The organism is Variovorax paradoxus (assembly GCF_009755665.1).
Classification (GTDB): Bacteria; Pseudomonadota; Gammaproteobacteria; order Burkholderiales; family Burkholderiaceae_C; genus Variovorax; species Variovorax paradoxus_G.
Genome location: NZ_CP046622.1, coordinates 1,383,273 through 1,410,230, shown reverse-complemented (window position 1 = coordinate 1,410,230; position 26,958 = coordinate 1,383,273). Strand labels below are relative to the sequence as shown.

Sequence of the window (26,958 nt, the reverse complement as noted above, 5' to 3'; positions counted from 1 at the left end):
AGCCGGCTCGGAGCCGGCTTTTATAAGGAGCGCGTTTCCCCGCCTCTTTTGATCGATCAGGCCCGTGCTGCGCGCAGACGCGTAGAGAACTCGCGCAGGCCGGCAATGCCGCTGGCTTCTGCGCGATGGCACCAGGCGGCCAGGTCGGCAGCCAGTTGCTCGCGCGATTGCGAAGTGTTGAGCCAGAGCTGGCGCAGCTCTTCGCGCATCGTGACCATCTTGTCGATCACCGGGTGGGCAGCACGCGCCTGCACCAAGTGCGTGCGGGCCGATGCCGGCACCTTGTCGTCGTCGCGATGCAGCCAGTTCTTGGCCGCCTTGAGCACCGAGATGTCTCCGCCCTTGGTCTTGAGCGCAATCAGCTCGGCCTTGGTCACGCGGCGCATTTCGCGGGCGTAGCCGGCCATGACTTCGTAGCGGTTCGCAATGACGGCCTCGAGCGTCTTTTCGTTGGCCACGGGCTGGATGTCGCCCATCTGCATCTTCGGCGGCACCTTCTTGACCTTGGCCCAGCCGATCGCCTGCATCATCTGGATGTAGACCCAGCCGATGTCGAATTCGTACTTCTTGACCGAAAACTTGGCCGACGTGGGATACGTGTGGTGGTTGTTGTGCAGCTCTTCGCCGCCAATGATCAAGCCCCAGGGCGAGACATTGCGGCTGGCGTCGGGCGCCTCGAAGTTGCGGTAGCCCCAGTAGTGGCCGATGCCGTTGATGATGCCGGCGGCGGTGATGGGAATCCACAGCATCTGCACGGCCCAGACGGTCAGGCCCAGCGCGCCGAAGAGCGCCAGGTTGATGACCAGCATGAGGCCCACGCCTTGCCAGCTGTAGCGGGTGTACAGGTTGCGCTCGATCCAGTCATCGGGCGTGCCGTGACCGTAGCGGTCCATCGTTTCCTTGTTCTTCGACTCGGCGCGATACAGCTCGGCGCCGCGCCAGAGCACTTCGTCGATGCCCTTGACCTGCGGGCTGTGCGGATCTTCCTCGGATTCGCACTTGGCGTGGTGCTTGCGGTGAATGGCGACCCATTCCTTGGTGACCATGCCGGTACCCAGCCAGAGCCAGAAACGGAAGAAATGCGAGGGGATCGGCCCCAGATCCATTGCCCGGTGCGTTTGCGTACGGTGCAGGAAGATGGTGACCGCGGCGATCGTGATGTGCGTGGTGACGAGCGTGTACAACACGATCTGCCACCATGTCAGGTCCCACAAGCCGTGACCGAGCCACTGGAGGGCCGCGCTCAAAACGGCAGAGTCAGGAATCAACATTGAATTAAGTACTCCATGGCCACACGAAGGTGCAGCCTTCAGTTAACCCACGATTTTAAGGTGGCAAGGCCAAAATGAGGCCTTTTACCCTTCCTTAATAGCGCAGATTTACCCTACTTTGGAGTGCCGAGCCTATTTGCGGTTCCACACCGCCGCAAAGAAACCGTCCGTGGCGTGGCGGTGGGGCCATAGCCGCAGGTAGCGGCGTCCGTCCTCGCCACCCGCGCAAAGGGCCTCGAAACCCTCCACCTTCAGGCCCTGCAGCAGTTCCGCGGCGTCCTGGGGCACGAAATCGGGGTTGGCGGCGCCGAAAGCCTCGGCAATGGCCTCGTTTTCCTCCGGCAGCACGCTGCAGGTGGCATAAATGAGACGCCCGCCTGATTTCAGGAGGCGTGCCGCGCTCTGGAGGATGGCCGCCTGCTTGACCGTCAGTTCCTCGACCGACTTGGCCGATTGGCGCCATTTCAGGTCGGGATTGCGCCGCAGCGTTCCCAGGCCCGAACACGGGGCGTCGACCAACACCCGGTCGATCTTGCCGGCCAGGCGCTTGATGCGGTCATCGCGCTCGTGCGCGATGGCTGCCGGATGAACATTCGAGAGCTTGCTGCGCGCCAGCCGTGGCTTGAGCGCATCGAGCCGGTGCGCCGACGTGTCGAAGGCATAGAGCCGGCCGGTGTTGCGCATCGTGGCGCCAATTGCGAGCGTCTTGCCGCCTGCGCCGGCGCAGAAATCGACCACCATTTCGCCCCGCTTGGCGTCCAGCAACAGGGCCAGCAACTGGGAACCCTCGTCCTGCACCTCGACGGCGCCTCGGGCGAATGCGTCCAGCTTGGTCAGCGCCGGCTTGCCGTCGATCCGCAAGCCCCATGGCGAGAACGGCGTTACTTTGGATTTGATAGCAGCCTTGGCAAGCTCCGCCTTGACTTCCGCCCGCTTGTCGGTGAGCGCATTGACTCGAAGATCGAGCGGCGCGGGCTGCTGCAGGCTTTCGACCAGCGGCCAGAAGCCGTCACCGAGCTGCGCCTTGAGCGGCGCGACCAGCCACTCGGGCAGGTTGTGGCGATGGCGTTCCAGCAGGTCTTCGGGCTTGACCGCATCGCAGTTGTCGAGCCAGCGCTTTTCGGTGTCGTTGAGCGCGCTTTTCAGAAAATCGCGTGGGCCATGAAAGCCCAGGATCGCCATGCGGCGCTCCTTCGAACCGGTGCCCGAGGGCGACAGGTGGTCGAACAGGAGCTTCTTGCGCAATACGGTGTAGACCGTCTCGGCAAGGGTGGCGCGCTCGCGGGGGCCGAACTCGCGGTGGTCGCGAAAAAAGCGCGAAACGACCTGGTCGGCCGGGTGATCGAATTTCAGGACAAGGCCGACCAGATCGGCGGTGGCCTCCAACAGGGCTTTGGGGTGCATGCCCCGATTGTCTCAGCCGGACGGCCCCCTACGCCCCGCGCGTCCAGATCGGCCCGAAAGCCTGCCGTTCGATATCGGCCAGCGTGGGCGAATGCCCAGCCCACAGAACCAGCGCTGCCCCCGGCAGGCTCAAGGTGTGCTCGAGGTGGCGGCAAAGCTGCCAGCGGTCTTCGTCGTCCATGCCCGGCAAGTCGACGAACACGATGTAGGCACGGCGCCACGGAAACTCGCGCAGCGTCTTGCGCACCAGCCAGGCGCGCGAAATGGGAAGGCACCGCGCCAGGTCCGCCTGCAACTCGCCCAGTTCATAGTCGCTCAGGTCATGCCGTGCGATCTGGCTGAAGAAGGGCGTTTCGGTGATCTCCTCCCAGGCCCGAGCCTCGGCTTCTTCCGCCTCCTTGAGGCGGCCGCGCCACAGCTTGAGTGCTTCTTCGTCGTGAGGGCCGGCATCGGGGTTCTCGAGTGCGGCCACGGCGCTTTTTGCGGCCCACCATCGGCTGGCGGCACTGGATCCATGCAAGCGCTCGAGCACGGCAAGGCGTGCTGCGCGATCGCGCACGGGGAGCATCTGGGACAGCCCCCGCAAGGCGCCGGCATGCTCGGGCGAGACCTGAAGCGCGCGTTCGTACCGAACCCGCACCGGCGCCGCCGGATCGAGCCGCCGCTCGGAATCGGCCCATTCGACGAGTTCGTCAGGCGTATTGCGCTCGCCCCGCGCCGCAAGAAGCTCGACGCGCTCCCGGATGCGGGACCGGTGCGCATGGTGCTGCTTCCAGTCGCTCGCATGGTTGCGGCGCCACTGGCTGTCGAAATGCGCGATCCATTTGGTACTGTCGGCCAGCATGCCCAGCGCCGGCTCGGCCGACCAGGGCGGCACCACGGCCTTCTGGCCGAGCGCTTCGAGCCGGTCGCGCAAGACCGGATGGGTGTCTTCGAGATCGCTGACGCGCCGCATGGCCTCGCGCAACGCACGGCGCGCGAATTCGTCGCTGGGCGGCGTTGCAGCAAGCTCCTTCAGCGCCTTGAAAGGGCCCGGCGGCTGAGGCTCCCTTTCGGCACGGGCCCAGTGCGAAGCCCAGAACTCATCGGCATACCAGCTCGCCTTGATGGCAATTTCCGTCAGCGCGGCCGCGGCGACGGTCGTGCCCAGGAGCCGGCCCGAAATGCGGTCGGCCTCGTACTCGTCTTGTCGCGCGAGCGCGAAAGTGCGAGCCGCAAAACGCGGAAAGTACCAGCGGAAAAAGCTCTGCGACACCAGTGCCATCACGCCTTCGTCGCGCTGGAGGCTGGCGTCGAGCTTGAGCCACGACAGCCGCGTGCGGTAGATCCAGGCGCTGAGCTTGCCGTGGTTGCCGCGCAGGTGTCCGTACTCATGCGCAAGCACCGACAGCAGCCGCCGCCGGTCCAGCATCATGAGCAACGGCAGCCCGATGCTGAGGGAATTGACCGCGCCACCAAACAGTCCGAAACGCGGCACCTGCCGGATGCTGGCGTTGAATTCGTCGTCCAGGTAAACGCGGTGAACCGGCGGGCCCTTGATCTTCTTGCGTATGCGGTCGAGCGCCTCGAACAGCGCCGGCGCATCCGCGCGCGAAAGCTCCCGCCCCTCGGGTTCGTCGAACCGCACCCAGAGCGCGCGCAGCGTGGCCCAGAGCAGGCCCAACGCAAACAGAGCCAGCCAGCCGCGCCCGAAACTGAAGCGTCCCTGTCCGGCCGACAGCGCAACCCAGGCGATGATGCCGACGGAAAGTGCCAGGCAGGCCAGCACCCAGAGATAGCCGAGTGCGGCAAACGCCGCAACGCTGCGCCGGTAGCGGGCACTGTCGTCAGCGCTGGCATGCTCGCTCAGGCGGACAAGGTGAACAAAATCAGCGCGATCCATCCGACTTTCCCCCAACCGACCCTACAGTTTGAAAGAAGCAAGACCGTGAACGACAACGACCTGCCACCCCTGATAGAGACGCCGCCCGGCCGTTATCGCCACTACAAGGGCGGTGAATACGACGTGCTGGGCACCGTGCGCCACAGCGAAACGCTGGAGCCGATGACGCTGTACCGGGCCCTATACGGCGCCAAGGGGTTGTGGGTTCGGCCCGCCGCGATGTTCGGTGAAACCGTGGAGATCGACGGTGTTCGCCAATTGCGCTTCACCCCTGTCTAGAGCGCTACGTCTTCATCGACGGCGCTCAGCCGCAGCGAACGTCCGTCACGCGGCCGCGGGCGTCCACATCGAGGTTGAGGCGTCCGCCGTTGAGTTCCATCGTGACCACCTCACCCGGCTTCAGAGCCCGCACCGTGCCCGCACCGGCGCGAACGCGGGCCGCGGCTTCGAGTTGGGGCGAAAGCGGCTGGCCGACGGCGAAGCGCGCGCCATCGGCATTGCACTGGAACACCGGCTCGGGTGCCGGAGCAGTTGCAGCGGGGGTCGCCGCGGGGGCTGAGCCTTGCGTGGCACAAGCTGTCATCAAGACAGCGCCGGCAACGATGAACAGTAGTGATTGGGTTTTCAACTTGTCTTCTCCCGAAAACCCGCGAATATAAACAAGTTTAACGAATGTGACCTGATGTATCTGCAAGCCATCCCGCAATGGCGCGCGGATACAACTGATGTTCCTGTGCGAGCACGCGGCCGGCCAGCGTGGCGGCCGTGTCGTCCGGTAGCACGGGCACCACCGCCTGCGCCAGGATCGGCCCATGGTCGAGCTCCGTGGTTACCTGGTGCACGGTAACTCCAGCCACTTTGCAACCCGCGTCGATGGCGCGCTGGTGGGTGTGCAGCCCCGGAAACGCAGGCAGCAGCGACGGATGGATGTTGATCAGGCGCCCGGCGTAGCGGCCCACAAAGCCCGGCGTCAGGATGCGCATGAAGCCCGCCAGCACCACGAGCGCCGGCGCGTGCGCATCGACCACCTTGGCCAATGCTTCGTCGAAAGCTTCGCGCGTCGGAAATTCCTTGTGCGGGACCACGGCGGTTGCGATGCCGTGCGTGGCGGCAATCGCAAGCCCGCCCGCCTCGGGCTTGTTGCTGACCACCGCGGCAATGCGGGCGCCAAAGCGCTCGGCCCAGTGGTCGCGCTCGGCGGCGCGCACGATGGCCGCCATGTTGGAGCCGCCGCCGGAAATAAGGATCACGATGTTCTTCATGGGACGCGGGATTATCTGTGCTCGGCTCGGGCCGCCCTGAACTTGTCGCCGCGCGGACACCGATTCACAGCACGACCGTGCTAAAACTAGAAGTTCCGGAGACACACCGCCATCGGCGCGATGGCGGCGGACCGATCAACACAGCGAGGCACGCATGGATTTGAGCTTCACGCCCGAAGAACAGAAGTTCCGCGAAGAAATTCGCGCATGGGTCAGGGACAACCTCCCCAAGGAGATTTCGCACAAGGTGCACAACGCGCTCGAGCTGACGCGCGACGATCTGCAAGGCTGGGCCAAGATCCTCGGCAAGAAGGGTTGGCTGGGCTACGGCTGGCCGAAGGAATTCGGCGGCCCCGGCTGGACCGCCATCCAGCGCCACCTGTTCGAGGAAGAAACCGCCCTGGCCGGTGCGCCGCGCATCGTGCCGTTCGGCCCGGTGATGGTGGCTCCGGTGATCATGGCTTTCGGCAATGCCGAGCAGCAGAAGCGCTTTTTGCCCGGCATCGCGAGCGGCGAAGTCTGGTGGAGCCAGGGCTACAGCGAACCCGGTTCGGGCTCCGACCTGGCTTCGGTCAAGACCAAGGCCGAGCGCAAAGGCGATAAATACATCGTCAACGGCCAGAAGACCTGGACCACGCTCGGCCAGTACGGCGACTGGATGTTCAACCTCGTGCGCACCAGCAACGAAGGCAAGCCGCAAACCGGCATCAGCTTCTTGCTGCTCGACATGAAGTCGCCCGGCGTCACGGTGCGCCCGATCAAGCTGCTCGACGGCAGCCATGAAGTGAACGAGGTGTTCTTCGACAACGTCGAAGTGCCGGCCGAGAACCTGATCGGCGAAGAGAACAAGGGCTGGACCTACGCCAAGCACCTGCTCTCGCACGAGCGCACCAACATTGCCGACGTGAACCGCGCCAAGCGCGAGCTCGAGCGCCTGAAGCGCATTGCCAAGAGCGAAGGCGTGTACGACAACCTGCGCTTCCGCGACGAGATCGCCAAGCTCGAAGTCGACATCGTCGCGCTCGAGATGATGGTGCTGCGCGTGCTCTCGGCCGCCACCTCGGGCAAGAACTCGCTGGACGTCGCGGGCCTGCTCAAGATCCGCGGCAGCGAAATCCAGCAGCGCTACAGCGAACTGATGATGCTGGCCGGCGGCTCGTATTCGCTGCCCCTCGTCCGCGAAGCCATGGAAGCGGGCTGGCAGGGCGACTTCCCGGGCGGCAACCCGGCGCTTGCGCCGCTCGCATCGACCTTCTTCAACATGCGCAAGACCACCATCTACGGCGGCTCCAACGAAGTGCAACGCAACATCGTCGCGCAGACGGTTCTGGGCTGAGGAGACAAGAACATGGACTTCAATTTTTCTGACGACCAGGAACAACTGCGCGACGCCGTGCGCAAGTGGGTCGACAAGGGCTACGACTTCGAACGCCGCCGCGGCATCGAGGCAAAAGGCGGCTTCTCGCGTGAAGCCTGGGACGAACTGGCCGAGCTCGGCCTGGGCGGCCTCTACATCGCCGAAGACGACGGCGGCCTGGGCATGGGCCCCGTGGCCGGCATGGTGGTGATGGAAGAGCTTGGCCGCGGCATCGTGCTGGAGCCCTTCGCGCAGACGCTGATTGCGGGCGCCGTGCTCAGCGGCTACGCCGGTGCCGACGTCAAGGACAACTGGCTGCCGCGCCTTGCGGGCGGCCAGGCCATCGTGGTGCTGGCTTATCAGGAGCGCAAGGCGCGCTACCGGCTGGATGTGTGCGAAGCCAAGGCTACGAAGGCAGGCGACGGCTGGTCGCTGACCGGCGCCAAGAGCGTGGTGCCCGTGGGCGACGAAGCCGACGCCTATATCGTGCCCGCACAGGCCGACGGCAAGATCGCCCTCTTCCTGGTCGAGCGCAGCGCCAGCGGTGTCGAGGCACGCGGCTACGGCACGCAGGACGGCAGCCGCGCGGCCGAAGTCGTGTTCGACAAGGCAGACGCCACGCTGATCACCGCGGACGGACTGCCTGCGCTCGAGTACGCGGTTGACGTGGGCATTGCAGCCACCTGCGCCGAAGCGGTCGGCGTCATGGACAAGACCGTGGCCCTCACGATCGACTACATGAACCAGCGCAAGCAGTTCGGCGTAGTCATCTCCACCTTCCAGGCGCTGCGCCACCGCGTGGCCGACATGAAGATGCAGCTCGAGCTCGCACGCTCGATGAGCTACTACGCCACGCTCAAGCTCAACGCGCCGGCCGACGAACGGCGCCAGGCGTTGGCCCGCGCCAAGTACCAGCTGGGCGTGTCGATGCGCTTCGTGGCAGCCAACTCGGTGCAGCTGCACGGCGGCATCGGCGTGACGGACGAATACATCGGCAGCCACTATTTCCGCAAGCTCACGCAGCTTGAAATGACTTTCGGCGACACGCTGCACCACCTGGGCGAAGTGTCGGCCCGCATGCAGGACACCGCGGGCGTCTTCGCCTGACGATGTTTTTCCCATAGCATCCAACGCCCGCCCGCCTTGCGCCGGCGGGCGTTTTTACTTGGAACCAGCCAGGAACAAAACATGCCATCACGCCGCACTCTTCTTGCCCTCGGGCTCGCATCGACCGCCATGCTGACCGCTTGCGCCACCGCACCCTCGCCTTCGTTCAGCGAACGTCCGCCGATCGTCTTCATGCACGGCAATGGCGATTCCGCCGCGCTCTGGCAAACCACGATCTGGCGCTTCGAATCGAACGGCTGGCCGCGCAACCGGCTTTTTGCTGTCGACCAGCCCTACCCTCTGGCGCGCGACGACGACACCGTGGCGCAGCCGGGCCGCAGCTCGACCGCCGATTCGGCGGCCTTCCTGAAGGCCGAGGTCGAGAAGGTGCTGAAGGCCACGGGCGCCAGCAAGGTGGTGCTGCTCGGCAATTCACGCGGCGGCAACACCATTCGCAATTACGTGCAGAACGGCGGCGGCTCCGCCGTGGTGAGCCATGTGGTGCTGGGCGGCAATCCGGCGCACGGCATCTGGGCGGTAAAGGGCTTCCGCGAGAACAATGAGTTCTCGGGCCTGTCGGCCTTCATGCAGCAGCTCAACTCGCCCAAGGGGCCGAACGGCGAAGAGGTCACGCCGGGCGTGAAATGGCTCACCCTCCGCTCCGACAACAACGACAAGTATGCGCAGCCCGATGGGCTGTGGATCGGCGTGCCAGGCCAGCCGACCAACATCGGCTTCGACGGGCCGGCGCTCAAGGGCGCGACCAACGTGGTGCTGCCGCGCGTGGACCATCGCGAGACTTCGTTCTCCCCTGCCGCCTTTGCCGCGACCTGGCAGTTCCTGACGGGTGAGCCGCCGCGCAGTACGGCCATTGCAGCGGAAACGAATGTCGTGCTCGACGGCCGTGCCATCGGTGCGGAAAACCTTTCGCTGAACGGCGGCCAGGTCACGGTCTACGCGGTCGATCCCGCCACGGGCGCGCGCCGCGGCGCCGCCGTGCACAGCAAGAACATCGGTGCGGACGGCCGCTGGGGCCCCTTCAGCGCCCGCGGCGACACGGCCTACGAATTCGTCCTCAGCGCGCCGGGCTACGGCATCACCCACATCTACCGCAGTGCGTTTCCGCGCAGCAGCAGCGTGGTGAACCTGCGCCCCGAACGCCTCGTCACGGCCGACGCGAATGCCAGCGCAGTCGTCGTCTTCACGCGCCCTCGCGGGTATTTCGATGCGCAGCGCGACACCATGCGCTTCGACGGCCAGAGCCCGCCGCCCGGCGTGCCGCCCAAGGGCTCGGGCGTGTCGAGCTCCCGGTTGCGCGTTGCCGCGGCGGAACCTCAGCGCGCCGTGACCGGTGAATTCAACGGCGAGCGCATCACGGGCCTGACCTGGCCCGCGGCACAGCAGCACGTGACGGTGCTCGAACTGACTTACTGAGGGCCAACAGCATGAACGACGCGGCTTCCTCCCCTTTTGTACTGAAGACACGCGATGCGCGCGGCGTGGTCACGCTGACGCTGAACCGCCCGGCCTCGTTCAACGCGCTTTCGGAGGGCATGCTCGGCGCGCTCGAGCAAGCCATTGCAGACATCGCGGCGGACGAGAACGTGCGCGCGGTCGTCATTGCCGCAGCGGGCAAGGCCTTCTGCGCGGGCCATGACCTGAAGGAAATGCGCGCGGAGCCGTCGCTCGGTTACTACCAGCAGCTCTTCGAGCGCTGCGGCGCGATGATGCTGTCGATCCAGCGGCTATCCGTGCCCGTGATTGCGCGCGTGCACGGCATCGCGACCGCCGCGGGCTGCCAGCTGGTGGCAGTGTGCGACCTGGCGGTGGCTTCCAGCGAGGCGCGCTTTGCGGTCAGCGGGGTGAACGTGGGGCTGTTCTGTTCCACGCCGAGCGTCACGCTGTCACGCAACCTCGGGCGCAAGGAGGCTTTCGAGATGCTCGTCACCGGTGAGTTCATCAGTGCAGAGGACGCCCGCGAAAAGGGCCTGGTCAACCGGGTCGCCCCGCCTAGCGACCTCGACGCCGAGGTCGAGGCGCTGGTCGCCAGCATTGTCGCCAAGCCGCGAACGGCGCTCGCGCTGGGCAAGGCCCTGTTCTACCGGCAGCTCGAAACCGGCATCGAGGCCGCGCTGGCCGACGCCAGCCAGACCATGGCCTGCAACATGATGGACGAGAGCGCGCTCGAAGGCGTTCAGGCCTTCATCGAGAAACGCCCTCCCGGCTGGAAACGCTGAGCCGCAGGCTAGCTGTCGTGAAGCCGCGAGCTCTGCGGCAGGTGCGCCATAAGAAATTCCATCTGGTCCGCCAGGATGCGGCGGTTTCGCAGAATGAAATCTTCCCAGAGGCTGGGTACATAGGGCGCATACAGGAGCGGCATGTTGGCCTGCTCCGGCGTGCGGCTGCTCTTGCGGTGGTTGCACGGCTTGCAGGCGGTGACCACGTTCATCCAGGTGTCGATGCCCTTTTGCGCGAACGGGATGATGTGCTCGCGCGTGAGTTCGTCTTCGTGGAAATGCCCGCCGCAATAGGCGCAGATATTGCGGTCGCGTGCAAAGAGCTTGCTATTGGTGAGCCCCGGGCGCTGGGTGAATGGGTTGATGCGCGGCACGCCTTTGGTGCCGATGATGCTGTTGATCGCAATCTGCGACTGCTCGCCCGTGATGGCGTTGTGGCCGCCACGGAACACAGCCACCTGCGCGCCCACCTCCCAGCGAACTTCGTCCGCCGCATAGTGGATGACCGCCTGTTCGAGCGATATCCATGACTGGGGCAGCCCTTGGGCCGACAGCTTCAAGACCTTCACCACACGCCTCCTCAAAAAGGGAAGAATCACGGAAAGACCAGGGACACGGAGCGCGCCGGAGATCACTTCAGGCGACGCACTGAGTCACAATATACCGGCTTTGTGACAAAACGGCCTGATTCGCCCAATTGACGGGCAAAAGGCGCTATCAAAAAGATACTCACCAATGCAGGTTTTCCGCGGCTTCCGGCACCCGGGCGTGGCTCCGGCCTGCGCCCTCACCATAGGCAATTTCGACGGCGTGCACCGTGGCCACCAGGCCATGCTGGCACTGCTGCAGACCGAGGCGCGCCATCGCGGGCTGCCCAGCTGCGTGCTCACGTTCGAGCCGCACCCGCGCGACTATTTCGCTGCCATCACCAAAAAACCCGACCTGGCGCCGGCGCGCATCGGCACGCTGCGCGACAAGCTCACCGAGCTTGCGGCCTGCGGCGTGGCGCAGACGGTCGTGCTGCCTTTCGACGGCCGGCTGGCGTCCCAGTCGCCTGACGACTTCATCCAGAACGTGCTGATCGACGGCCTTGGCGCGCGCTATGTGCTGGTGGGCGACGACTTCCGCTTCGGCGCCAAGCGGGCAGGCGACTACGCCATGCTCGACGCGGCCGGCGAGGCCCATGGCTTCGACGTGGCGCGCATGAACAGCTACGAGGTGCACGGCCTGCGCGTTTCCAGCTCGGCCGTGCGCGAGGCGCTGGCCGAGGGCCGCATGGCCGAAGCCCATCACCTGCTCGGCCGGCCCTACACGATCTCGGGGCACGTGGTTCACGGCCGCAAGCTCGGCCGCGCGCTGGGCGCCTCCGAACCCGGCAAGGACGACGGTTTTCGCACCCTCAACCTGCGCTTCAAGCACTGGAAGCCGGCCGCGAGCGGCATCTTCGCGGTGCTGGTGCATGGGCTGGCCGACCAGCCCCTGCCCGGCGTGGCCAATCTGGGCGTGCGCCCCTCGCTCGACGCCAACGACGTCAACGCCGGCCGCGTTTTGCTGGAGACGCATTGCCTGGAGTGGCCCTCGCATCTGGGTGCCGAAGGTGCCTACGGTAAAATCGTTCGCGTGGAACTCCTGCACAAACTGCACGACGAATTGCGCTATACCAGCCTCGAGGCCCTCACTGCGGGCATCGCGAAGGATGGGCGCGACGCACGCGCGTTCTTTGCGTCGACCCACGCCGAAACCCATCGCCAGACGACACGCGATCGAATTTAGCCCTGCACGCACCGTGCTGCCGCCCTTCGACAAGCTCAGGGCGAACGGCTTTTCTTCCGCACCGACCGCTCAATGCAGTTCGGGCTGAGCCTGTCGAAGCCCCTCTGTTTCGCACCCCAACATGTCTGACGCCGCTTCCACCACCGACTACCGTTCCACGCTGAACCTGCCCGACACCCCCTTCCCGATGCGCGGCGACCTGCCCAAGCGCGAACCGGGCTGGGTGAAGGAATGGAACGACGAAGGCCGCTACCACCGCCTGCGCGACGCCCGCCACGGCGCGCCCAAGTTCATCCTTCACGACGGCCCGCCCTACGCCAACGGCCAGATCCACATGGGCCACGCGGTGAACAAGATCCTGAAGGACATGATCACCAAGGCGCGCCAGCTCGAAGGCTACGACGCGCTCTACGTGCCCGGCTGGGACTGCCATGGCCTGCCGATCGAGAACGCCATCGAAAAGCAGTACGGCCGCAACCTGAGCCGCGACGAAATGCAGGCCAAGAGCCGCGCCTACGCCACGGAACAGATCGCGCAGCAAATGGCCGACTTCCAGCGCCTGGGCGTGCTGGGCGAATGGGACCATCCCTACAAGACGATGGATTTCGCGAACGAAGCCGGCGAACTGCGCGCATTCAAGCGCGTGATCGAGCGCGGCTTTGTCTACCGCGGCCTGAAGCCGGTGTACTGGTGCTTCGACTGCGGCTCGTCGCTCGCCGAGTTCGAAATCGAATACGCCGACAAGAAGAGCCAGACCATCGACGTGGCGTTCAAGGCGCACGATCGCGAGAAGGTGCTCAAGGCCTTCGAGACCGACCACACGATCCTGGGCGACATCTTTGCCGTGATCTGGACCACCACCGCGTGGACCATCCCGGCCAACCAGGCGATCAACCTGAACCCGGAGATCGAGTACTCGCTGGTCGACACCGAGCGCGGCCTGCTCATCCTCGCCAACTCGCTGGTCGAGATGTGCATGACGCGCTATGCGCTGGACGGCAAGGTGCTGGCCACGGTCAAGGGCGAGAAGCTCGGCGGGCTCGAATTCGAGCACCCGCTGTACGACGTGGACGCCGGCTACAAGCGCCTGTCGCCGGTGTACCTGGCCGACTACGCCACTGCCACCGACGGCACCGGCCTCGTGCACTCCTCGCCTGCCTACGGCGTGGACGACTTCAACTCCTGCATCGCCCATGGCGTGGCGTACGACGACATCCTGAACCCGGTGCAGGGCAACGGCAGCTACGCGCTCGATTTTCCGCTGTTCGGCGGCCAGAACATCTGGAAGGCCGTGCCGGTGATCATCGCCGCGCTGCGCGACGCCAACCGCCTGCTCACCACCGAGACCATCACGCACAGCTACCCGCACTGCTGGCGCCACAAGACGCCGGTGATCTACCGTGCCGCGGCGCAGTGGTTCGTGCGCATGGACGAAGGCGAAGGCGTGTTCACCAAGGACAAGGCGCCCAAGACGCTGCGCCAGACCGCCCTCGAAGCCATCGAGAAGACGAGCTTCTATCCGGAGAACGGCAAGGCGCGCCTGCACGACATGATCGCCAACCGGCCCGACTGGTGCATCAGCCGCCAGCGCAGCTGGGGCGTGCCGATCCCGTTCTTCCTGCACAAGGATTCGGGCGAGCTGCATCCGCGCACGATGGAAATCCTCGACCAGGCCGCCGGCATCGTCGAGAAAGGCGGCATCGAGGCCTGGAGCCGCGTCACCGTCGAAGAAATCCTCGGCGCCGAAGACGCGCCGCACTACACCAAGAGCACCGACATCCTCGAGGTGTGGTTCGACTCGGGCTCGACCTTCTATCACGTGCTGCGCGGCACGCACCCCAACGTGCACCACGCTGCGGGCCCTGAAGCCGACCTGTACCTCGAAGGCCACGACCAGCACCGCGGCTGGTTCCACTCGTCGCTTTTGATCGCCTGTGCGCTGGAAGACCGCGCGCCGTACCGCGGCCTGCTCACGCACGGCTTCACTGTGGATGCCAAGGGCATCAAGATGAGCAAGTCGCTCAAGAACGGCATCGACCCGCAGGAAATCAGCAGCAAGCTGGGCGCGGAAATCATCCGCCTCTGGGTGGCCGCGAGTGACTATTCGGGCGACATCGCGGGCGACGACAAAATCCTGGCGCGCGTGGTCGACTCGTACCGCCGCATCCGCAACACGCTGCGCTTCTTGCTGGCGAACACCAGCGACTTCGACATCGCCAAGGACGCGGTGCCGCTGGAGGAGCTGTTCGAGATCGACCGCTATGCGCTTGCGCGGGCTTCGCAGTTCCAGGCCGAGATCCTCGCCCACTACAAGGTGTACGAGTTCCACCCGGTCGTGGCCAAGCTGCAGATCTACTGCTCGGAAGACCTGGGCGGCTTCTACCTCGACATCCTGAAAGACCGGCTCTACACGACCGCACCCGGCTCGCTCGCGCGCCGCAGTGCGCAGACCGCGCTCTGGCACATCTCGCAAGCCATGCTGCGCTGGATGGCGCCGTTCCTGAGCTTCACGGCCGAAGAGGCGTGGAAGTTCGTGAGCACGGGCAAGCCGGGCGAGTCGATCTTTGCGCAGACGTTCAGCAAGTTTGCCGCGCCCGACGAAGCGCTGCTCGCCAAGTGGGGCCGCATCCGCGAGATCCGCGACGTGGCCAACAAGGACATCGAGGCAGTGCGCGCCGAAGGCAAGGTCGGTTCGTCGCTGCAGGCCAACCTGCAGCTCACCGCGCCGGCCGACGACTTCGCGCTGCTGGGCTCGCTGGGCGATGACCTGAAATTCGTCTTCATCACCTCGGCCATCGCAATCGCCGCGGGCGAAGCGCTTTCGACGACGGTAACGCCGAGCAGCGCGCAGAAATGCGATCGCTGCTGGCACTACCGCGACGACGTGGGCCACGACCCGGCGCATCCGACGATCTGCGGCCGTTGCACCAGCAACCTGTTCGGCGCCGGCGAAGCACGGAGCTTTGCCTGATGGCGGCCGCACGTTCCATGTCGGCATCGCGTTCGCGCAGCGGCAGCATCTGGCCATGGCTCGCCCTGGCGGCCATCATTTTGATCATCGACCAGTTCACCAAGACGCTGATCCTGGGCTACTACAAGCTCGGTGATGCCACCTACGTGACGAGCTTCTTCAACGTGGTTCGCGCGCACAACACGGGCGCCGCGTTCTCGTTCCTGGCCGACCATTCGGGTTGGCAGCGCTGGTTCTTCACGGCCATTGGCCTGGCGGCCGCGGTGTTCATCGTGTGGATGCTGAAATCGCACGCGGGACAGAAGCTGTTTTCGTTCGCGATGGCCTGCATTCTGGGCGGCGCCATCGGCAACGTGATCGACCGGATGATGCACGGGTACGTGGTCGACTTCCTGAGCTTTCACGCGGGGAACTGGTACTTTCCGGCCTTCAACGCGGCGGACAGTGCGATCACGCTGGGGGCCATCTGCCTGATCGTGGACGAAATCCGGCGGGTTCGGCGCGGGAAGTAAGCCAGTTTCTCAAGGGGCCTTCGGGCCCCTTTCTCTTTGAGACGCAACGTAAGGGTTTTTCCCGGCTTTCTTGGTTTGTCATGGCAGGGTCATACTGCCGCGGTGCAATGTAATCGTTTACATAGCACCGCACGATGAGCATTCAATCCGTCGCAGCCAAAGCTGGGGTTTCCGTGGCCACCGTGTCGCGGGCGTTCAACTTCCCCGACAAGGTCACGCCAGCCACGCGTGAGTTGGTGGAACGCGTGGCGCGCGAGCTTCAGTACGTGCCCAACGCCAGCGCGCGCACCTTGCGCACCCAGCGAAGCCGCGCGCTGGGCGTGGTGCTGCCGACGCTCTTGAATCCGACTTTCGCCGAGTGCCTGCAAGGCATTGCGCGTGCAGCCATGGCGGGCGGCTACGCCATCATTCCGGTCACCACGGGCTACCGGCTCGACGAAGAAGAACGCGCGGTCCATCTGCTGCTGGCGGGCAATGTCGACGGATTGATCCTCGTGGTCTCCAACCCCTCCACTTCGGCGGCCTTGGCACGGCTTCGAACCACCGGCACGCCCTATGTGCTGGCCTACAACCGGCATCCTGACCACCCTTGCGTGACCGTCGACGGCGAAGCTGCCGTGGCCGACGCCGTCGCACGCCTGGTGCTGCTGGGGCACCGCCGCATCGCCATGGTCAGCGGCACGCTGGCCGCCTCCGACCGGGCGCAGCAGCGCTATCGCGGTTATCAAAAAGGCATGGCCGACGCCGGGCTCGACGCGCCACCGCTCATCGAGGTGCCCTTTGTCGAAAGCGCGGTGGACATGCTTGCGCACCTGCTGCAAGCCAAGGAGCGGCCCACCGCACTGGTCTGCTCGAACGACCTTCTCGCCATTCGCAGCATTCGCGCGGCACACCTGAGCGGGCTCTCCGTGCCCGACGACCTCAGCGTGGTGGGCTTCGACGGCATTGCGCTCGGCGAAGACCTCACGCCGGCGCTCACCACCATTGCGCAGCCCAACAGCGACATCGGCCGCCGCAGCGTCGAATTGCTGATCCAGGCCATGGGCGGCGGCACGACGCTGCAAGCCGACGCGAGCCTGCTGCTGCCTTGCTTATTTCGCGACGGTGAATCGTGCGCATCCGCACGCGATGTTGCCATCGACTGAGCACCCGCTTTCACTCGCCTCAACCGTCACATCCAAGGAGTTCTTTCATGTCTCTACGCATCTCCCGTATGGCCCGCCTGGGCCTGCTCACCGCCGCGCTCGTCGCCGCCGGTAGTGCCGTTGCACAGACCGCCATTTGCTACAACTGCCCGACCGAATGGGCCGACTGGGGCACGCAGCTCAAGGCCATCAAGGCCAAGACCGGCGTCAGCGTGCCGGCCGACAACAAGAACTCCGGCCAGTCGCTCGCGCAGCTCGTCGCCGAGAAGGCAAGCCCCGTGGCCGACGTCACCTACCTGGGCGTGACCTTCGCGGTGCAGGCCCAGAAGGACGGCGTGGTCGAGCCCTACAAGCCGGCAGCATGGAAAGACATTCCCGACGGCCTGAAGGACCCGGCCGGCAACTGGTTCACCATCCACTCGGGCACGCTCGGTTTCATGGTCAACGTCGATGCGCTCAAGGGCAAGCCGGTGCCCAAGTCATGGGCCGACCTGCTCAAGCCCGAATACAAGGGCCTCATCGGTTACCTCGATCCGGCCTCGGCCTTCGTCGGCTACGTGGGTGCGGTGGCGGTGAACGAAGCCCGCGGCGGCACGCTCGACAACTTCGGTCCGGCCATCGACTACTTCAAGGCGCTGCAGAAGAACGAACCCATCGTTCCCAAGCAGACCTCTTATGCGCGCGTGCTGTCGGGTGAAATCGCGATCCTGCTCGACTACGACTTCAACGCCTACCGCGCCAAGTACAAGGACAAGGCCAACGTCGCATTCGTCATTCCGAGCGAAGGCACGCTGGCAGTGCCCTACGTGATGAGCCTCGTCGCCAAGGCGCCGCACGCAGCCGAGGGCAAGAAGGTGCTCGACTTCGTTCTGTCGGACGAAGGGCAGGCTATCTGGGCCAAGGCTTACCTGCGGCCAGTGCGCGCCGGTGCGATGCCGAAGGAGGTAGAGGCGCAGTTCCTGCCTGCTACCGAATACGCACGCGCCAAGAGCGTTGACTATGCGCGCATGGCTGAGGCGCAGCGTGCGTTCTCTGATCGGTATCTGAAGGAAGTGCGCTGAAGTGACTTGTCCAGGGCGCGCACCCGCCGACGGGGTACCTTTCTCCGCGAATGTCCCCCGGCCTGCGGCCTCCTCCTTTATTTCGCTGCGCAAGGCACCCCATCGACGGGAGCGTTGCAAAGAGCGGTGGTTGATCAGCGGTACACCCGCGGCGTGCCCAAGTGCACAGGGCACCGGGTGCTCCCCGCAGCGAAATAAAGGAGGAGCCGAAGGCGGGGGACATTCGCGGAGGGGAGTACCCGGTGGCCTTTGCACCGGCCCTGAACATCAGCGCCAATAACAACAACGCAAGACAAGCAACTGAAATGAAACCCGCCAACGCCTGGAACCCACGCTGGCGCCTGCTGGCCTGCGTAGCCCCCGCGGCCGTGTTCTTCGTCGCCTTCTGGCTGCTGCCGGTGGTGCGCCTCCTTACATTGCCTGCGACCAAGGGATGGGCCACCTACTTCGCAGTGCTCACCGACTCGCGCTACCTGCAGAGCATGGTCAACACTGTGGCGTTGTCGGTGGCCGTGACACTCGCAACGCTGGTGCTCGGAGCGGCCGTCGGCATTTATCTCGCGCGTCATGCCTTCACCGGCAAGCGCATGCTGCTGTCGCTGCTCACGCTGCCGCTGTCCTTTCCGGGCGTGATCATCGGCTTCTTCGTCATCCTGCTCGGCGGGCGGCAAGGCGTGGTGGCCGACATCGGCGACAGCCTCTTCGGTGAACGCATCACCTTTGCATATGGCCTGCTCGGCCTGTTCCTCGCCTACCTGTACTTCTCGCTGCCTCGCGCGATTGCCACCTACGCCGCAGCGGCGGAGGCCATGAACGTGCAGCTCGAAGAAGCCGCACGCTCGCTCGGAGCCTCTCGCCTGCGCGTGGCGCACGATGTCTGGATGCCCGAGCTTGCCCCCACTACGCTGGCCTGCGGCGCCATTCTGTTCGCCACCTCGATGGGCGCCTTTGGCACTGCCTTCACCCTCGCCAGCAAGTTCGAGGTGATCCCCATCACCATCTACAACGAGTTCACCAACTACGCCAACTTTGCGCTCGCCGCGTCGCTCTCGATTGCGCTGGGCATCGTGACCTGGCTGGTGCTGTTCGTGGCGCGGCGCTTCGGCGCCAACCCGGTCGCGCGCTGAATAGAGGAAAACGCTCATGCGAAAGAACACGCAACCCAAGGCGCCCTTCCTGCTGGCCATTACCGTGCTCGTGAGCATTTTCATGATCGCGCCGATGCTGCTGTCCGTCATGGCCGGCCTGGTCAACAACTACAGCGCGGGCCTGAAGAGCGGACTCACGCTGCGCTGGCTGGGCGAGGTGTGGGAGAACTACGGCGGCACCGTGGGCTGGTCGCTCGCGCTGGCAGCGGCCTGCGTGGTCGGCACCGTGCTGCTGGGCGTGCCCTGCGCCTATGCGCTGGCGCGCAGCCGCTCACGAGCGGCGCACATCTTCGAGGAACTGCTCACGCTTCCCGTTGCAGTGCCGGGCCTCGCGACCGCGCTGGCGCTCATCCTGGCCTACGGCCAGCTCACGGCCTTCCGCCAGAGCTTCGCTTTCATTCTGGTGGGCCACATCGTGTTCACGCTGCCGTTCATGGTGCGCACCGTGAGCTCGGCGTTCCAGCGCGACGATCTGCTCGCGCTCGAGGAAGCGGCCCGGTCGCTCGGCGCGAACTTCCGCCAGCGCTTCATGGGCATTCTGGTGCCCGCCGTGTTCCCCGCCATCGTGGCCGGCAGCCTGATGGTGTTCACGCTCTCGGTGGGCGAGTTCAACCTTACCTGGATGCTGCACACGCCGCTCACGCGCACCCTGCCCGTGGGCCTGGCCGACAGCTACGCCTCGATGCGCATCGAGATCGGATCGGCCTACACGCTGGTCTTCTTCGCAGTGATCCTGCCCGTGCTGTGGGGCTTGCAGTACCTTGCCAACCTGATCCAGAAACGCCATGGAACTTGAACGCATTCCTATCGACATCGCCAACTGCGCGAAGACTTACGCCGACGGCACGCGCGGCCTGCTACCGACCGACCTGCACGTGGAGGCCGGAGAAGTGCTTGCGCTGCTCGGGCCTTCGGGTTGCGGCAAGACCACGCTGCTGCGGCTGATCGCGGGGCTCGAAGCACCCGACGAAGGCAGCCGCATCGTGTTCGGTGGACAGGACGTGACGCGGCGGCCGGTGGAGCATCGCGGCGTGGGCATGGTGTTTCAGAGTTACGCGCTCTTTCCGCAGATGACGGTGGCCGCCAACATCGGCTATGGCCTTCGCATTCGCGGCGTGGCGCCCGAAGAGGAAAAGCGCGCCGTGGGCGAGTTGGTCGACCTGACTCGGCTTGGCGGGCTTGAAAACAAGCGTCCCGCCGAGCTCTCGGGCGGCCAGCGCCAACGCGTGGCCCTGGCGCGCGCGGTTGCCGTGCGCCCGCGCGTGCTGCTGCTCGACGAACCGCTGGCCGCGCTCGACGCCAAGCTCAAGGAGTCGCTGCGCGACGAACTCGCCGAACTGCTGCGCCGCCTGCACATCACGGCCATTCACGTGACTCACGACCAGCAGGAGGCACTGGCCATTGCCGACCGCCTGGCGGTGATGAGCGCGGGGCGCATCGTGCAGGTCGGTCGCGGCGAAGAGTTGTACCGCGCGCCCTCCCATCCCTTCGTGGCGAAGTTCCTGGGCCGGGTGAACCGGCTGGTGCGCGAGCCCGACGCCATTGCGCAAGGCGTTGTCCGACTCGGCGGAAGCACGCTGCCTTGCCCGCCTGCCTGGCGCGATCATGCAATGCTACTGGTGCGACCCGAAGACGTGGAAGTGAACGCACCCCGGCCCGACTGGGGGCTTGCCGCCGTCGAACGCCGCACCTTTCTCGGCGACCGTGTGCAGTTGCACCTGCGCATGCAGGACCAATCCTTGCTGGTAGCCGACGTAGGCCGCGACACGCCCTTCGGCCCGGGCGATCCGGTCGGCCTTCGCATTCAACCCGATCGCCTGATGACGTCGCAGGAAACCAGCGCATGAACACGGCAACGACACAAGACACCACTTTCCTGGCGCAGCTGACGGACCTGCACATCCGCGAGCCCGGCCGGCTGGCCTATGGCCGCATCGACACCGCGCCTTACCTGGAACGCGCGGTGCAATCGGTGCTGCGGCTGCCGCAACTGCCCGACGCGGTGGTGATCACCGGCGACCTCAGCGACTTTGGCCGCGCGGCCGAATACGAGCACCTGGCACGCCTTCTGGGGCCGCTGACCATGCCGGTCTACCTGATGCCCGGCAACCATGACGACCGCGACCAGTTGCGCCGCAGCTTTCCGCGCCACCACTACCTCGCAGCAGACGTGGGCTCCGTCGGCTTCATCCAGTACTCGGTGCGAGTGGGCGCGCTGCGCCTGCTGACGCTCGACACCTGCGTGCCGGGCGAGAGCCATGGGGCGCTGTGCGACGAGCGGCTGACCTGGCTGGAGCAACAGCTGGACGCCTGTCGAGGCGAACCCGTGGTGATTGCCATGCACCACCCGCCCTTCCAGACGCTGATCGGCCACATGGACGAGATCGGCCTGCTTCAGGGCGCCGAGGCGCTGGAAGCACTGGTCGCGCGGCACCCCAACGTGGAGCGGGTGATCTGCGGCCACCTGCACCGCGCCATCGACGCGCGCTTCGGCGGCACCATTGCATCCACTTCGCCCGCACCGGCCCATCAGGTCTGCCTGGACCTGGCGCCCGATGCAGCCTCGGCCTGGACCCTGGAGCCGCCCGGCTTCCGGGTTCACGCCTGGTCTGCGCGCAGCAGGCGGCTGGTCACCCATCTGGCGGCTTCCGGCACATTCGAGGGCCCTTTTCCCTTCCACGATAACGGAGCACTGATCGATTGAGCCCATAGTGTGGAAAATGGGGGCGCAGAAAACGAACCAAAACGAAAAGGATAGAAACCGGCACCCATGAAGCATCTTCTGAACCTGCTCGCCGCCGTCGCACTGCTGGTGTGGGGCACGCACCTCGTTCGCACGGGCGTGCTGCGCGTGTTCGGGGCCAACCTGCGCAAGATCCTGGTGCAGAGCATGCGCAACCGCTTCACCGCCGCGCTGTCCGGCATCGGTGTAACCGCGCTGGTGCAGTCGAGCACGGCCACGTCGCTGATGACTTCGTCCTTCGTGGGGCAAGGCCTGGTCACGCTGCCGGCCGCGCTGGCTGTGATGCGCGGGGCGGACGTCGGCACGGCGCTCATCTCGGTACTGTTCTCCGCCGACCTTTCGTGGCTTTCGCCGATGTTCATCTTCGTGGGCGTGGTGCTGTTCATTTCTCGCTCGGCCAGCGTGGCGGGCCGCGTCGGCCGGGTGCTCATCGGCCTGGGGCTGATGCTGCTGGCGCTGCAGCTGGTGGTGGAAGCCACTGAGCCGCTCTTTTCGGCTCCCGCCGTGCGGGCGCTGCTGGCCTCGCTCAGCAGCGACGTGCTGCTCGAAATCACCATTGGCGCCGCGCTCGCCATCGTGGCGTATTCCAGCCTGGCCGTGGTGCTGCTGGTGGCGGCCATGGCAAGCTCCAACGTGGTTCCGCTGGACGTCGCGCTCGGGCTGGTGCTCGGCGCCAACCTCGGCAGCGGCCTGCTGGCCGTGCTGACCACCGCCAAGTCGGCCATACCGGTGCGGCAGGTCACGGTGGGCAACCTGCTGTTCAAGGCGATGGGTGTGGCGATCGTCGCGCCCTTCGTCGGGCTCTGGCTGCGCTACGTGCAACCCCAAGTGCCAAACGCGACGCACGGCGTGGTGCTGTTTCATCTGGCGTTCAACGTGATCATCAGCGTGGGCTTCATCGGTCTTACGCAATGGGTGGCCACGCTGGTCACCAAGATGCTGCCGGTGCCGCAGCAGCCGGCCACTTCCACGCGGCCGCATCACCTCGACCCCTCGGCGCTTTCAACGCCTTCGCTGGCCATTTCGAATGCGGCGCGCGAGGCGCTGCACCAGGCCGACATCGTCGAGACCATGCTCATCGGCACGCTCGACGTGATCCGCCACAACGACCTGCGCCTGTCGCAGGAGCTGCGGCAGCTCGACGACACGGTGGACGAGCTCTACTCGGCCATCAAGTACTACATGACGCGTATCTCGCGCGAGGCGCTGGGCGAAGAAGAGAGCCGGCGCTGGACCGACATCATCAGCTTCACCATCAACATGGAGCAGATCGGCGACATCATCGAGCGCGTGATCATCGACATCGAAGACAAGAAGATCAAGCCGCAGCGCAACTTCTCGGCCGCCGGCATGGCGGAAATCGTGGAGCTGCACGGCCGGCTGGTGGCCAACCTGCGGCTGAGCATGAGCGTGTTCCTGAACGGCAATGTGCGCGACGCGCAAAAGCTGCTCGAAGAAAAAGCCCGCTTCCGCGACCTTGAACGGGCCTATGCCACCACGCACCTCGACCGGCTGTCCGACCGCACCACGCTGAGCATCGAGACCAGTTCGCTGCACATCGACCTGATCAGCGACCTGAAGCGCATCAACTCGCACATATGCTCCATCGCCTACCCCATTCTCGAGTCGGCTGGCGCACTGGCGCCTAGCCGGCTGCGTGAATCGCGGCTGGGGAAGATCGAGGGCTGAGTCGCGCGCAGGGCACGGCCTGCAGGCCTGCAGATGCAGGCTGCAAGGTGAGCGTCAGTGTGCCGCCGAGGAAAGTGAACGCATGAACTGCTCCTGCCGCCGGCGCAGGCAGAAGTCGATCAGGTCATCGATTTCCGTGGCCTTGTCGAAGACCGCATCGGCGCCGAGCTGCGTGCACTTGCGCCGCATTTCAGGGGTGAGATGGTTGCTGAGCACCACCATCTTCTGCGCCGGCTCACGGTTGCGGCAGGCCTGGAGCACGCTGAAGCCGGTGCCGTCCTTCAGGAACAGGTCGACGATGGCCAGGTCCCATTGCGACAGGTTGCTCGTCAGCCAACGGGTGCCCTCCCGCTCTGATTCCGCCTGGCCCACTGGGTCGACCCTGGCCACTTCGCGCAAGGTGCCCAGGAGGCTCTCGCGGATGGTGGGGTTGTCCTCGACAACAAAGGTTCTAACGGTGTCCATGGCGGCGGCGTTTCTCGAGCTTTGTAGCAGGCTACAAATTGCGCCCCGCACAAGACGAAGGCATGACACCCCATCGCGGGTAGGACAAGGCTGGCCCGTCGCCGGGCCGGGCGCCGCCCGCCGTCAGAGCGTGAGGATCGTGCAGCCGGTGGTCTTGCGCGCTTCCAGGTCGCGGTGTGCCTGCTGCACGTCGGCCAGTGCATAGCGCTGGTCGATCGGGATCTTGACCGCGCCGCTCTCCACCACCGCGAACAGGTCGTCCGCCATGGACTGCGTGCTCTCGCGCGTGGAAATGTGCGTGAACAGCGTCGGGCGCGTGACGTAGAGCGAGCCCTTCGAGGCCAGCGTGCCAAGGCTGATCGGCGGCACGGGGCCTGAGCCGTTGCCGAACACCGCGAGCAAACCGAACGGGCGCAGGCACTCGATCGAGGCTTCCCAGGTGTCCTTGCCGACCGAGTCGTACACCACCTTCACGCCCTTGCCGCCCGTGATCTCCTTCACCCGGGCCGCGAAGTTCTCGGTGCTGTAATTGATGGCATGCGCCGCGCCATGTTCGAGCGCAAGCTTGCATTTGGCGTCACTGCCGGCCGTGCCGATCAGCTGCAGCCCCAGCGCCTTGGCCCATTGGCACGCGATGAGCCCGACCCCGCCGGCCGCGGCGTGGAACAGCACGAAGTCGCCCGGCTGCAACCCTTCCGCCGGCAGCGTCTTCTTGAGCAGGTATTGCGCCGTGAGGCCCTTGAGCATCATCGCCGCACCGGTTTCGAACGAAATGGCATCGGGCAACTTGCAGACGCACTTGGCCGGCATCACACGCAGTTCGCTGTAGGCGCCCGGGGGCTGGCTCGCATAGGCGGCGCGGTCGCCCGCCTTGAGGTGCGTGACGCCCTCGCCCACCGCCTCGACCACGCCCGAGGCTTCCATGCCCAGCTGCAAGGGCATCTGGAAAGGGTAGAGGCCGCTGCGCTGATAGGTGTCGATGAAGTTCAGGCCCACGGCCTTGTGTCGGATGCGTATTTCGCCGGGCCCCGGCTCGCCGACCTCCACGTCGACGATCTTCAGTTCTTCGGGACCGCCGTGGCGGTCGATACGAACGGCTTTGCTCATCATCTTTGCAGTCTCCAAGGCTCGCGAAAAAGAAGACGCGCATCGTGCCACGTTTGGCCTTTCCGCGGCGGCGACGGGCAATGCCCGGTAGAGTCGGCGGCCATGCAGATCCAGCAGCGCCTCACGCCTTTCACCGTCTTCCTGCTCACCGTGCCGCCGCTGCTGTGGGCCGGCAATGCGGTGGTCGGCCGTATGGTGCGCGAGCTGGTGTCGCCGCTCACGCTGAACTTCGTGCGCTGGGTCATTGCCTTCGTGCTGTTGCTGCCTCTTGCATGGCCCGTGCTGCGCCCCGGCAGCCCGATGTGGGCGCACTGGAAGCGCTACGCCGTGCTGGGGCTGCTCGGCATCGGCTGCTACAACGCCTTCCAGTACCTGGCGCTGCAGACCTCCACGCCGATCAACGTCACGCTGGTGGGCTCCAGCCTGCCCCTGTGGATGCTCGCGACGGGTGCCGTTTTCTTCGGAGCCCGCGTCAGCGGGCGCGAAATCGGCGGTTCGCTGCTTTCGATGCTTGGCGTGCTGCTGGTGCTGAGCCGGGGCGAATGGCGGCAGTTGCTTGCACTGCGCCTGGTGCCGGGCGACCTGTACATGATCCTGGGCACCATTGCCTGGGCGTTCTACAGCTGGATACTGGCGCGCACGCGCGAGCCTCAAGCCGTGCGGCAAGACTGGGCCGCGTTTCTCATGGCGCAGATGGTGTTCGGTCTGGCTTGGTCAGGCGCATTCGCGGCCGGCGAGTGGACGCTGGCAGACGCCCGGATCGTGCCGGGCTGGCCCCTGTTTGCGGCCCTGGCCTTCATCGGCATCGGACCCGCCGTACTGGCCTACCGCTGCTGGGGCAGCGGCGTGCAGCATGCCGGGCCGCAAGCGGCGAGCTTCTTCATGAATCTCACGCCGCTGTTCGCCGCGCTGTTGTCGGCAGCGTTCTTGGGCGAGCCGCCGCACTGGTACCACGGCGCGGCATTCTTGCTGATCGTCGGCGGCATCGTGGTCTCGTCGTCATCCAAACGTTGAGACCACGGCGCGGTTCAGTAAGTGCCAGGGTAGGCGCCGCCGTCCGCCAGCACGTTCTGTCCCGTCATGTAGCCGGCCTGCATGCTGCAGAGAAAGGCGCAGATGGCGCCAAACTCGGCCGGCGTGCCGAAGCGCCTGGCTGGAATGTTCTTCTTGCGGGCTTCCCAAACCGTGTCGAAGTCCTGGCCGGTCTTCTGGGCCGTGCCGGCCATGGTGCCCTTTAGGCGATCGGTATCGAAGGAGCCGGGCAGCAGGTTGTTGATGGTCACGCCCTGCGCCGCAATGGCCGTGCGCGCCACACCCGCCACAAAGCCCGTGAGGCCGCTGCGCGCGCCGTTCGAAAGGCCCAGGATGTCGATGGGCGACTTCACCGAACTGGAGGTGATGTTGACGATGCGCCCGAAACCCCGCTTGGCCATGCCGTCGACCGTGGCCTTGATGAGCTCGATGGGCGTGAGCATGTTGGCGTCGACCGCCTTGATCCAGGCCTCGCGGTCCCAGCTGCGGAAATCGCCGGGCGGCGGGCCGCCGGCGTTGGTCACCACGATGTCGAAGTCGTGGCCGAGCGCGAACACGGCTGCGCGGCCGGCTTCGGTGGTGATATCGGCCGCCACATGCTTGACGAAGGGTGCCGGCGAGCCGGTCGCCGCCGCAGCCAGCTTTGCAGCGGCTGCTTCGAGCGCCTCCGCGCCGCGCGCCACGATCACCACGTTCACGCCCTCGCGCACCAGCGCTTCGGCGCAGCCGTAGCCAAGTCCCTTGCTCGCGCCGCAAACCAGCGCGGTCTTGCCTGCAATGCCCAGATCCATG

The 26,958-nt window shown here is 65.7% G+C and carries 25 protein-coding genes; 16 read left to right on the top strand and 9 right to left on the bottom strand.

Annotation, left to right across the window (positions count from 1 at the left end; all coding sequences use genetic code 11):
* Window positions 1–56 precede the first annotated feature (56 nt).
* From GOQ09_RS06520 to GOQ09_RS06510, 3 genes are all read right to left on the bottom strand, one after another.
* A complete protein-coding gene (locus GOQ09_RS06520; protein WP_157612700.1) occupies window positions 57–1,271 on the bottom strand; it encodes a DesA family fatty acid desaturase in 1,215 nt (404 codons plus the stop codon).
* A gap of 132 nt (window positions 1,272–1,403) precedes the next feature.
* Window positions 1,404–2,675 (bottom strand): RsmB/NOP family class I SAM-dependent RNA methyltransferase, encoded by a 1,272-nt coding sequence (locus GOQ09_RS06515; protein WP_157612699.1) that lies wholly within the window; start codon window positions 2,673–2,675, stop codon window positions 1,404–1,406.
* 28 nt (window positions 2,676–2,703) lie between these two features.
* Entirely contained in the window at window positions 2,704–4,557 is a 1,854-nt protein-coding gene (locus tag GOQ09_RS06510) for a M48 family metallopeptidase (protein ID WP_157612698.1), read from the bottom strand.
* A gap of 45 nt (window positions 4,558–4,602) precedes the next feature.
* On the opposite strand from GOQ09_RS06510, the gene GOQ09_RS06505 reads away from it, so the two are divergent.
* Entirely contained in the window at window positions 4,603–4,836 is a 234-nt protein-coding gene (locus GOQ09_RS06505; protein ID WP_126745643.1) for a DUF1653 domain-containing protein, read from the top strand.
* 25 nt (window positions 4,837–4,861) lie between these two features.
* Here the strand turns inward: GOQ09_RS06505 and GOQ09_RS06500 are convergent, their stop codons facing one another.
* Entirely contained in the window at window positions 4,862–5,140 is a 279-nt protein-coding gene (locus GOQ09_RS06500; RefSeq protein ID WP_242631019.1) for an I78 family peptidase inhibitor, read from the bottom strand.
* A gap of 82 nt (window positions 5,141–5,222) precedes the next feature.
* Entirely contained in the window at window positions 5,223–5,819 is a 597-nt protein-coding gene (gene purN, locus GOQ09_RS06495; RefSeq protein ID WP_157612696.1) for a phosphoribosylglycinamide formyltransferase, read from the bottom strand.
* Between the two features lie 154 nt (window positions 5,820–5,973).
* On the opposite strand from purN, the gene GOQ09_RS06490 reads away from it, so the two are divergent.
* The 4 genes from GOQ09_RS06490 to GOQ09_RS06475 all read left to right on the top strand — a co-directional run bounded on the left by GOQ09_RS06490 (window position 5,974) and on the right by GOQ09_RS06475 (window position 10,520).
* Entirely contained in the window at window positions 5,974–7,155 is a 1,182-nt protein-coding gene (locus tag GOQ09_RS06490) for an acyl-CoA dehydrogenase family protein (protein ID WP_157612695.1), read from the top strand.
* A gap of 12 nt (window positions 7,156–7,167) precedes the next feature.
* The gene (locus GOQ09_RS06485; protein WP_157612694.1) at window positions 7,168–8,283 is read left to right on the top strand and encodes an acyl-CoA dehydrogenase family protein; all 1,116 of its coding nucleotides are present in this window, start codon (window positions 7,168–7,170) and stop codon (window positions 8,281–8,283) included.
* Between the two features lie 81 nt (window positions 8,284–8,364).
* Window positions 8,365–9,717 (top strand): alpha/beta fold hydrolase, encoded by a 1,353-nt coding sequence (locus GOQ09_RS06480; RefSeq protein WP_157612693.1) that lies wholly within the window; start codon window positions 8,365–8,367, stop codon window positions 9,715–9,717.
* An 11-nt stretch (window positions 9,718–9,728) separates the two neighbouring features.
* On the top strand, window positions 9,729–10,520 hold the full coding sequence (locus GOQ09_RS06475) for an enoyl-CoA hydratase (RefSeq protein WP_157612692.1): 792 nt from the start codon (window positions 9,729–9,731) through the stop codon (window positions 10,518–10,520).
* Window positions 10,521–10,528: 8 nt separating this feature from the next.
* Here the strand turns inward: GOQ09_RS06475 and GOQ09_RS06470 are convergent, their stop codons facing one another.
* Window positions 10,529–11,089 (bottom strand): HNH endonuclease, encoded by a 561-nt coding sequence (locus GOQ09_RS06470; protein ID WP_157612691.1) that lies wholly within the window; start codon window positions 11,087–11,089, stop codon window positions 10,529–10,531.
* Window positions 11,090–11,255: 166 nt separating this feature from the next.
* Here GOQ09_RS06470 and GOQ09_RS06465 point away from each other — a divergent pair, with 166 nt between their 5' ends.
* The 10 genes from GOQ09_RS06465 to GOQ09_RS06420 all read left to right on the top strand — a co-directional run bounded on the left by GOQ09_RS06465 (window position 11,256) and on the right by GOQ09_RS06420 (window position 23,562).
* Window positions 11,256–12,293 (top strand): bifunctional riboflavin kinase/FAD synthetase, encoded by a 1,038-nt coding sequence (locus GOQ09_RS06465; protein ID WP_157612690.1) that lies wholly within the window; start codon window positions 11,256–11,258, stop codon window positions 12,291–12,293.
* Between the two features lie 121 nt (window positions 12,294–12,414).
* A complete protein-coding gene (gene ileS, locus GOQ09_RS06460) occupies window positions 12,415–15,264 on the top strand; it encodes an isoleucine--tRNA ligase (protein ID WP_157612689.1) in 2,850 nt (949 codons plus the stop codon).
* The gene (lspA, locus tag GOQ09_RS06455) at window positions 15,264–15,776 is read left to right on the top strand and encodes a signal peptidase II (RefSeq protein WP_157612688.1); all 513 of its coding nucleotides are present in this window, start codon (window positions 15,264–15,266) and stop codon (window positions 15,774–15,776) included. Before ileS ends, lspA begins: the two co-directional genes overlap by 1 nt.
* Window positions 15,777–15,910: 134 nt before the next feature.
* On the top strand, window positions 15,911–16,921 hold the full coding sequence (locus GOQ09_RS06450; protein WP_157612687.1) for a LacI family DNA-binding transcriptional regulator: 1,011 nt from the start codon (window positions 15,911–15,913) through the stop codon (window positions 16,919–16,921).
* Between the two features lie 47 nt (window positions 16,922–16,968).
* Entirely contained in the window at window positions 16,969–17,982 is a 1,014-nt protein-coding gene (locus GOQ09_RS06445; RefSeq protein ID WP_157612686.1) for an ABC transporter substrate-binding protein, read from the top strand.
* Between the two features lie 305 nt (window positions 17,983–18,287).
* Entirely contained in the window at window positions 18,288–19,109 is an 822-nt protein-coding gene (locus GOQ09_RS06440; RefSeq protein ID WP_157612685.1) for an ABC transporter permease, read from the top strand.
* A 16-nt stretch (window positions 19,110–19,125) separates the two neighbouring features.
* The gene (locus GOQ09_RS06435) at window positions 19,126–19,926 is read left to right on the top strand and encodes an ABC transporter permease (protein WP_157612684.1); all 801 of its coding nucleotides are present in this window, start codon (window positions 19,126–19,128) and stop codon (window positions 19,924–19,926) included.
* Window positions 19,916–20,977, top strand: coding sequence for an ABC transporter ATP-binding protein (locus GOQ09_RS06430; protein WP_157612683.1), 1,062 nt, complete (start codon window positions 19,916–19,918; stop codon window positions 20,975–20,977). Before GOQ09_RS06435 ends, GOQ09_RS06430 begins: the two co-directional genes overlap by 11 nt.
* Entirely contained in the window at window positions 20,974–21,834 is an 861-nt protein-coding gene (locus GOQ09_RS06425; protein ID WP_157612682.1) for a phosphodiesterase, read from the top strand. Before GOQ09_RS06430 ends, GOQ09_RS06425 begins: the two co-directional genes overlap by 4 nt.
* Before the next feature lie 66 nt (window positions 21,835–21,900).
* A complete protein-coding gene (locus GOQ09_RS06420) occupies window positions 21,901–23,562 on the top strand; it encodes a Na/Pi cotransporter family protein (protein ID WP_157612681.1) in 1,662 nt (553 codons plus the stop codon).
* A gap of 54 nt (window positions 23,563–23,616) precedes the next feature.
* On the opposite strand, the gene GOQ09_RS06415 is transcribed toward GOQ09_RS06420, so the two are convergent.
* Both GOQ09_RS06415 and GOQ09_RS06410 read right to left on the bottom strand, forming a co-directional pair.
* Window positions 23,617–24,027 carry a response regulator gene (locus GOQ09_RS06415; RefSeq protein WP_157612680.1) on the bottom strand — a complete coding sequence of 137 codons (411 nt, stop codon included), beginning with the start codon at window positions 24,025–24,027 and terminating at the stop codon, window positions 23,617–23,619.
* Window positions 24,028–24,150: 123 nt separating this feature from the next.
* Window positions 24,151–25,134 carry a quinone oxidoreductase family protein gene (locus GOQ09_RS06410; protein WP_157612679.1) on the bottom strand — a complete coding sequence of 328 codons (984 nt, stop codon included), beginning with the start codon at window positions 25,132–25,134 and terminating at the stop codon, window positions 24,151–24,153.
* A 102-nt stretch (window positions 25,135–25,236) separates the two neighbouring features.
* Between GOQ09_RS06410 and GOQ09_RS06405 the strand changes: the two genes are divergently transcribed.
* Window positions 25,237–26,148 (top strand): DMT family transporter, encoded by a 912-nt coding sequence (locus GOQ09_RS06405; RefSeq protein WP_157612678.1) that lies wholly within the window; start codon window positions 25,237–25,239, stop codon window positions 26,146–26,148.
* A 14-nt stretch (window positions 26,149–26,162) separates the two neighbouring features.
* On the opposite strand, the gene GOQ09_RS06400 is transcribed toward GOQ09_RS06405, so the two are convergent.
* Window positions 26,163–26,957, bottom strand: a complete 795-nt coding sequence (locus GOQ09_RS06400) for an SDR family oxidoreductase (RefSeq protein WP_157612677.1) — start codon at window positions 26,955–26,957, stop codon at window positions 26,163–26,165.
* Window position 26,958: the final 1 nt, after the last annotated feature.

Bases quoted from the DNA above. Each gene is read 5' to 3' on its own strand.
- GOQ09_RS06475 (WP_157612692.1), top strand. From the start codon at position 9,729: ATGAACGACGCGGCTTCCTCCCCTTTTGTACTGAAGACACGCGATGCG.
- GOQ09_RS06440 (WP_157612685.1), top strand. From the start codon at position 18,288: ATGAAACCCGCCAACGCCTGGAACCCACGCTGGCGCCTGCTGGCCTGC.
- GOQ09_RS06445 (WP_157612686.1), top strand. From the start codon at position 16,969: ATGTCTCTACGCATCTCCCGTATGGCCCGCCTGGGCCTGCTCACCGCC.
- GOQ09_RS06415 (WP_157612680.1), bottom strand. From the start codon at position 24,027: ATGGACACCGTTAGAACCTTTGTTGTCGAGGACAACCCCACCATCCGC.
- purN (WP_157612696.1), bottom strand. From the start codon at position 5,819: ATGAAGAACATCGTGATCCTTATTTCCGGCGGCGGCTCCAACATGGCG.
- GOQ09_RS06465 (WP_157612690.1), top strand. From the start codon at position 11,256: ATGCAGGTTTTCCGCGGCTTCCGGCACCCGGGCGTGGCTCCGGCCTGC.
- GOQ09_RS06500 (WP_242631019.1), bottom strand. From the start codon at position 5,140: ATGACAGCTTGTGCCACGCAAGGCTCAGCCCCCGCGGCGACCCCCGCT.
- GOQ09_RS06450 (WP_157612687.1), top strand. From the start codon at position 15,911: ATGAGCATTCAATCCGTCGCAGCCAAAGCTGGGGTTTCCGTGGCCACC.
- GOQ09_RS06430 (WP_157612683.1), top strand. From the start codon at position 19,916: ATGGAACTTGAACGCATTCCTATCGACATCGCCAACTGCGCGAAGACT.
- ileS (WP_157612689.1), top strand. From the start codon at position 12,415: ATGTCTGACGCCGCTTCCACCACCGACTACCGTTCCACGCTGAACCTG.
- GOQ09_RS06515 (WP_157612699.1), bottom strand. From the start codon at position 2,675: ATGCACCCCAAAGCCCTGTTGGAGGCCACCGCCGATCTGGTCGGCCTT.
- GOQ09_RS06420 (WP_157612681.1), top strand. From the start codon at position 21,901: ATGAAGCATCTTCTGAACCTGCTCGCCGCCGTCGCACTGCTGGTGTGG.
- GOQ09_RS06400 (WP_157612677.1), bottom strand. From the start codon at position 26,957: ATGGATCTGGGCATTGCAGGCAAGACCGCGCTGGTTTGCGGCGCGAGC.
- GOQ09_RS06410 (WP_157612679.1), bottom strand. From the start codon at position 25,134: ATGAGCAAAGCCGTTCGTATCGACCGCCACGGCGGTCCCGAAGAACTG.
- GOQ09_RS06490 (WP_157612695.1), top strand. From the start codon at position 5,974: ATGGATTTGAGCTTCACGCCCGAAGAACAGAAGTTCCGCGAAGAAATT.
- lspA (WP_157612688.1), top strand. From the start codon at position 15,264: ATGGCGGCCGCACGTTCCATGTCGGCATCGCGTTCGCGCAGCGGCAGC.
- GOQ09_RS06520 (WP_157612700.1), bottom strand. From the start codon at position 1,271: ATGTTGATTCCTGACTCTGCCGTTTTGAGCGCGGCCCTCCAGTGGCTC.
- GOQ09_RS06485 (WP_157612694.1), top strand. From the start codon at position 7,168: ATGGACTTCAATTTTTCTGACGACCAGGAACAACTGCGCGACGCCGTG.
- GOQ09_RS06405 (WP_157612678.1), top strand. From the start codon at position 25,237: ATGCAGATCCAGCAGCGCCTCACGCCTTTCACCGTCTTCCTGCTCACC.
- GOQ09_RS06480 (WP_157612693.1), top strand. From the start codon at position 8,365: ATGCCATCACGCCGCACTCTTCTTGCCCTCGGGCTCGCATCGACCGCC.
- GOQ09_RS06425 (WP_157612682.1), top strand. From the start codon at position 20,974: ATGAACACGGCAACGACACAAGACACCACTTTCCTGGCGCAGCTGACG.
- GOQ09_RS06510 (WP_157612698.1), bottom strand. From the start codon at position 4,557: ATGGATCGCGCTGATTTTGTTCACCTTGTCCGCCTGAGCGAGCATGCC.
- GOQ09_RS06435 (WP_157612684.1), top strand. From the start codon at position 19,126: ATGCGAAAGAACACGCAACCCAAGGCGCCCTTCCTGCTGGCCATTACC.